At 63.3% G+C, this 5944-nt stretch carries 6 protein-coding genes; 2 read left to right on the top strand and 4 right to left on the bottom strand.

What is annotated here, in order from left to right; genetic code table 11:
* From EN964_RS21560 to speB, 4 genes are all read right to left on the bottom strand, one after another.
* The coding region (locus EN964_RS21560) for an amino acid ABC transporter permease (RefSeq protein ID WP_164775917.1) at nt 1-502 on the bottom strand (502 nt) is incomplete at its 3' end.
* The gene (locus EN964_RS21565) at nt 499-1155 is read right to left on the bottom strand and encodes an amino acid ABC transporter permease (protein ID WP_127269242.1); all 657 of its coding nucleotides are present in this window, start codon (nt 1153-1155) and stop codon (nt 499-501) included. The genes EN964_RS21560 and EN964_RS21565, both read right to left, overlap by 4 nt.
* A 6-nt stretch (nt 1156-1161) precedes the next feature.
* A complete protein-coding gene (locus tag EN964_RS21570) occupies nt 1162-1968 on the bottom strand; it encodes a transporter substrate-binding domain-containing protein (protein WP_127269241.1) in 807 nt (268 codons plus the stop codon).
* A gap of 85 nt (nt 1969-2053) precedes the next feature.
* Nucleotides 2054-3115: an agmatinase gene (speB, locus tag EN964_RS21575; RefSeq protein ID WP_127269240.1), complete on the bottom strand. Its 1062-nt coding sequence runs from the start codon at nt 3113-3115 to the stop codon at nt 2054-2056.
* Between the two features lie 207 nt (nt 3116-3322).
* On the opposite strand from speB, the gene gcvA reads away from it, so the two are divergent.
* Together gcvA and pncB are read left to right on the top strand one after the other, a co-directional pair.
* On the top strand, nt 3323-4297 hold the full coding sequence (gcvA, locus tag EN964_RS21580; RefSeq protein WP_127272585.1) for a transcriptional regulator GcvA: 975 nt from the start codon (nt 3323-3325) through the stop codon (nt 4295-4297).
* 136 nt (nt 4298-4433) lie between these two features.
* The gene (pncB, locus tag EN964_RS21585; protein WP_127267048.1) at nt 4434-5738 is read left to right on the top strand and encodes a nicotinate phosphoribosyltransferase; all 1305 of its coding nucleotides are present in this window, start codon (nt 4434-4436) and stop codon (nt 5736-5738) included.
* The last annotated feature ends 206 nt before the right edge of the window (nt 5739-5944 follow it).

Here is a 5944-nt window from a genome sequence, read left to right on the forward strand (position 1 = left end):
CCTCGAAGCCGATGATCGAAGTGAGCGCGGTCGATTTGATCAGCTGAACCAGGAAGCCGACGGTGGGTGCGCGGGTGATCGAAAAGGCCTGCGGCAGGATGATCAGCCTCAGCTCCTGCAGATAGTGCAGGCCAAGGCTTGCGCCGGCGTCCCATTGCCCCAGGGGTAGCGCCGCGACGCCGGAGCGCCAGATTTCGGCGAGATAGGCGCTGGCGAAGAAGGTGAGGCCGAGCGCCGCCGCCGTCCACGGTTCGATGCGCAGGCCGAGCATCGGCAGCCCGAAGAACATCAGGAACAGCTGCATCAAGAGCGGCGTTCCCTGGAACAGGGCGATGTAGCCCGAGGCTATGCGCCTGCTCCACTTGTTTTTGGCGATCCTGAAGAATAGCACGACCAGGCCGACGATGCCGCCGCCGATGAAGGCGGCCAGCGATAGCAGCACCGTCCAGCGGGCGGCGAGCAGCAGGTTGCGCACGATGTCCCAGGAGGTGAACTCGATCATGATACGCCGGCTCCGAGCGCACGGCGCCCGCCTGACACCAGCAGCCGGCGCAAGGCCATCGACAGAGCGAGATAGACCAGCGTCACGACGAAATAGGTCTCGAAGGAGCGGAAGGTGCGCGCCTGCAGCATGTCGGCCTCGTAGGTCAGTTCACGCACGGCGATCTGCGACACCACGGCCGACTCCAGCATCATGATGACGATCTGGCTGGTCAGCGCCGGAAAGATCACCTTGAGCGCCTGCGGCAGCACGATCTTGATGAACACCTGGCGGGGCCGCAGCCCAAGCGCGAGCGCTGCTTCTGTCTGTCCGCCGGGCACGGCGTCAAGCCCGGCGCCGACGATCTCGATCGTGTAGGCCGCCATGTTGAGCGTCATCGCCAGCATGGCGGCCAGGAGCGGGTCGAGCCGGATGCCGAGGCTGGGCAGCCCGAAAAAGATGAAGAACAGCTGCACCAGGAACGGCGTGTTGCGCATCACCTCGACGTAACAGGCGATTGCCCGCTTGAGCAGAACCGGGCCGTTTCGTCGCCCCGCGGCACCCAGGATGCTGAGCAGCGTTCCGGCCAGCGTGGTCACGGCGATCAGCAGGATCGTCGTGGCCGCGCCGTGCGCGATGTCGCCCAGAGCACCCGGGAGCCAGGCAAAGGCCACGGAAACTCAATCCTTGAGGTTTTCGGGATTGAGCGGCGTCTTCAGCCAGGTTTTCGAGCTTTCATCCAGCTTGCCGTCGGCCAGCATCTTGGCGATGGCATCGTTGACCGCCTTCTTCAGGCCGTCCTCATTCTTGTTGAGGCCGATATGCGAGGGCGAGGTCAGAAGCTGGAACTTCTGCTCCGGCTTCAGTGCGTCCTGCTTGGCCAGCACCTGCGCGCCGACATCGTTGCCGACGACCATCAGCTGCGTCTGGCCGGAGATGAAGGCCTGGATCACCGAATTGTAGTTGTCGAAGCGCTTGATGTCGGCCGACGCCGGTGCTGCCTCGGTGAGCGAGGTATCTTCCAGCGTGCCACGATTGACGGCGATCGACTTGTCGGCGAGGTCTTCCTTGCCCTTGACCGTCAGAGCCGCCGGACCGATCACGGCGATGTAGTAGGGCGCGTACGCGGCGGCGAAGTCGATGACCTGTTCGCGTTCCTTCGAGTAGCCGACGCTCATCAGGATGTCGACGCGCTTGTCGTTCAGATACGGGATGCGGTTCTGGCCGGTGACGGCGATGGGGTTGAGCTTCACCTTGAGCGTATCGGCAATGTATTGCGCGACATCCATGTCATAGCCCTTGAGGCTCATGTCGGCGCTGGCCGAGGAGAAGGGCGGGAAATCGGCGAAGACGCCGACATTGATGGTGCCGGCCTTGGTGATGTCCGCCAGCGCATCGGCGCTTGCGGCTTGTGTGGCGAAGCCGAAACCGGCGGTGCCAAGCATCAGCACGGCGGCGATGGAGGCAAATGTCTTGCGGATTGTCATTGTTATTCCCCTGTCTGGACGCTTGTTTGTTGGATACGGCCGCCGGCTCCAGCGCGGCGGCCGCCTTCGTTCGGATTGGTAGAGGTCAGGATCCCTTGCCGGTGACAGCCGGGCTGAACACCATCAGGCTCAATATCTCGAACAGCACCTGTGCGGCGGCGTGCGCCGTGTTGGTGGTCGCGTCATATTGCGGCGCCACCTCGACGACGTCGCCGCCGACGATGTTGAGACCCTTGAGGCCGCGCAGCAGTTCGAGCACTTCGCGCGTCGTCAGCCCGCCAACTTCCGGCGTGCCGGTGCCCGGCGCGAAGGCCGGGTCGACGCTGTCGATATCGAAGGACACATAGGTCGGGCCGTCGCCGACTATTCTGCGCGCCTTCTCGATGATGGCCGGAATGCCGAGACCGGTCACCTCCTCGGCATGCACCACGGTCATGCCGGACTCGTAGGTGAACTCCCACAGATATTCGGCCGAGCCGCGGATGCCGATCTGGATCGTGCGCGTCGGGTCGAGCACGCCGTCAAGCACCGCGTTGCGGAACGGGCCGCCATGGTGGAACTTGGTCATGTCGAACAGGCCACTGGTGTCGCAGTGGGCGTCGATATGGATCAACCCGACCGGAGCTTTCTTGCCAACGGCCTTCAGGATCGGGTGGCTGATCGAATGGTCGCCGCCGATCGAAAGCGGGATGACGCCGGCATCGACGATCTGGTTGGTGCGCCGCTCGATATCCTCATGGCTTGTCTCAAGCCGGTAGCGGCTGCGGAACGGCGTGTCGCCGATGTCGGCGACCCGGAGCTCATGTGTGGGCGCGCATTCCAGCACGTGATTGTAGGGGCCGATGCGCTCGATGGCACGCAGCGCTCGCGGCCCGAAGCGCGAGCCTGGCCGGTTGGTGACGCCGAGATCCATCGGCACGCCGATCATCGCCACCTGCAAATCACCGAAATCCGGATTGTCGGCCGATATTTCGCGGTAGGGCGCGGCGAGGAAGGTCGGGATGCCTGAATAGGGCGCCAGCCGCGTGCCACTTTTGGAGAAGATCTTGTCGGCCACCTTGCGGAATTTCGGGTCGAACATCTCGCCGCCATGGCTTTCACCATATTTGCGACGCAACGCGTCGAGCTTGCCGCGATCGTATCCCATATCCGCTCCTCCTGGGCTGATGCAGTGCCGCCGCGGATGACGCCTGCGAACCGACCGTCATCCGGCCGGGCCGCTGTCCCGCTGGCTGCCTGCAGATTTCACGTCTTGATGCTGTTCCAGGTTCAGTGTCCGGCAGCGGCATTGAAAAATCAATTGATATTGTTAGGGTGTTTTCTGTGAGAAAATCTCACAATAAAGTTGATACCCATGACCAAGCGCCTGCCACCGCTTAATCCGCTGCGCGCCTTCGAGGCAACGGCCCGGCATGGCTCGCTGACCAAGGCGGCCATTGAGCTGAATGTCACCCATGGCGCCGTCAGCCATCAGATCAAGGCGCTCGAGCAGTCGCTCAGTGTCAAGCTGTTCGAGCGGGCCGGCCAGCGGGTCAAACTGACACCGCATGGCGCGGAGCTTCTGCCCGCGGTGTCGACAGCCTTCGACGGCATCGCCGCCGCCACCCAGCGCATGACAAGGCCGGCGAGCAGCGGCACACTTTCGGTCTCCTGCGTGCCGGCGCTTCTGTTGTTGTGGATGACACCGCGGCTCGGCAGTTTCATGGCGCAATATCCCGACATAAGGCTGACGCTTATCCCTTCCAACGATCCCAAGGATTTGCGGGCACCCACCATCGATGTCTGCGTGCATTATGGCGACGGCAGCTGGACCGATTGCTGGATGCGCAAATGGTCGGGCCTCGAACTGTTTCCCGTGGTCAGCCCGACACTGATCAACAACCGGCCGATCCGCAGCGTCAGGGATCTCGCCGACCATGTCTTCCTGCATGGCGATGACGGCCGCGAATGGCACACCTGGCTGGCGGCCGCCGATGCGCTGGACCTGGAGCGGGGTCGCCGCCATCACCTCGGCGATGCGCGCATGGCGACCGAGGCGGCGGTGCATGGCCATGGCGTGGCGCTGGGCGACTCCGTGACGGCAAGCGCGCTGCTGGCCAGGGGCATGCTGGTCGCGCCGTTCAGCCTGTCGGTGCCGGCGGTCGACGATTTCTATGTCGTCTGCCGCAACGAGATGCGGGCGACACCGATCGTGCAGGTGTTCATCGACTGGCTGTTCGCCGAGAAGGCCGGGGATGACGGGCGCGCCGACGCCCCTGTGGCCGGCCGCATCGTCAGCCGCCGCAAGCGTCCGGCGCTCAGGGTGATGGGCGGAAAATCCGCAAGTTGATGCCAAGCTCTGCGCCACCGCATGCAGGCAGCTCTTTTTGTCGGGCCAGCCTGAAAGCGGGCAGCGTTCTGGCCGATTCGATGCTATGAGGCCTGTCGCGATTGTGGATGGCAGGCAGCGAAGGCGGTGTTGAGACATGGCTAAGACCGATATTGCGCGGCGCGTCTACAACCACACCTGGAAGCTCGACCCGATCGTGCGCAGCCTGCTCGACACAGATTTCTACAAGCTTTTGATGCTGCAGATGATCTGGGGCATGTATCCCAAGGTCGACGCAACCTTCTCGCTGATCAACCGCACGACTTCGGTGCGCCTTGCCGACGAGATCGACGAGGCCGAATTGCGCGAACAGCTCGACCATGCCCGCACCTTGCGCTTCTCCAAGAAGGAGATGATCTGGCTCGGCGGTAACAATTTCTACGGCCGCAAGCAGATCTTCGAACCGGAATTCCTCGCCTGGCTGGAAGGCTTCCGGCTGCCCGAATACGAGCTGTCGAAGCGCGACGGGCAGTATGAGCTGACCTTCAGCGGGCCGTGGATGTACACCACACTGTGGGAAATCCCGGCGCTCGCCATCATCAATGAACTTCGATCGCGCGCGGCGATGCGGGCGTTCGGGCCTTTCGCGCTCGACGTGCTCTATGCCCGCGCCAAGTCCAAGATGTGGGCCAAGACCGAGCGGCTGAAGGCGCTGCCCGGCATCCGCATCTCGGACTTCGGCACGCGCCGGCGCCATTCCTTCCTATGGCAGCGCTGGTGCGTCGAGGCGCTGAAGGAAGGCATCGGCGAAGCGTTCACCGGCACCTCCAACGTGCTTCTGGCCATGGACAACGACCTCGAAGCGCTCGGCACCAACGCACATGAGCTGCCGATGGTGTTCGCCGCCCTCGCCGACTCGGAAAAAGAGCTGAGGCAGTCGCCCTACAAGGTGCTGCAGGACTGGCAGCGTTACTATGGCGGCAATCTCTTGATCGTGCTGCCCGACGCCTTCGGCACGGCATCGTTCCTGCGCGATGCGCCGGACTGGGTGGCCGACTGGACGGGCTTTCGCCCGGACAGCGCGCCGCCGATCGAAGGCGGCGAAAAGATCCTGTCCTGGTGGCGCGACAAGGGCAAGGATCCCAAGCAGAAGCTGTTGATCTTCTCCGACGGGCTCGAAGTCGAGACGATCGAGGAGACCTATCGCCACTTCAAGGGCAAGGTGCGCATGTCCTTCGGCTGGGGCACCAATCTGACCAATGATTTCGAAGGCTGCGCGCCGACGGAAACCAACAGCCTCGACGCCATATCGCTGGTCTGCAAGGTCACCGAGGCCAATGGCAGGCCAGCGGTCAAGCTTTCCGACAATCCGGCCAAGGCGACCGGCGATGTGAAAGAGATCGAGCGGTATCTCAGAATTTTCGGCGAGAAGGACCGCGTGGAGCAATTGGTCAAGGTGTGAGGGGTGGGGTTCCTGGATAGTACGAGTTCCCTGGCGCCCCCCTCTGTCCTGCCGGACATCTCCCCCTCAAGGGGGGAGATTGCTCCCTCATCTCTGCTTTCGCCAATCAACAACATTGCCAGGGAAGAGCCGGCGGCGAAACTGCCAATCTCCCCACCTGTGGGGGAGATGTCCGGCAGGACAGAGGGGGGCGCCGTAGGGTGCTT

This window comes from Mesorhizobium sp. M7A.F.Ca.CA.001.10.2.1 (genome assembly GCF_003998575.1).
Taxonomy (GTDB): domain Bacteria; phylum Pseudomonadota; class Alphaproteobacteria; order Rhizobiales; family Rhizobiaceae; genus Mesorhizobium.

Excerpts from the sequence above, each read along its gene's own strand:
- pncB (WP_127267048.1), top strand. The coding sequence starts at position 4,434 with ATGGCTAAGACCGATATTGCGCGGCGCGTCTACAACCACACCTGGAAG.
- gcvA (WP_127272585.1), top strand. The coding sequence starts at position 3,323 with ATGACCAAGCGCCTGCCACCGCTTAATCCGCTGCGCGCCTTCGAGGCA.
- speB (WP_127269240.1), bottom strand. The coding sequence starts at position 3,115 with ATGGGATACGATCGCGGCAAGCTCGACGCGTTGCGTCGCAAATATGGT.
- EN964_RS21570 (WP_127269241.1), bottom strand. The coding sequence starts at position 1,968 with ATGACAATCCGCAAGACATTTGCCTCCATCGCCGCCGTGCTGATGCTT.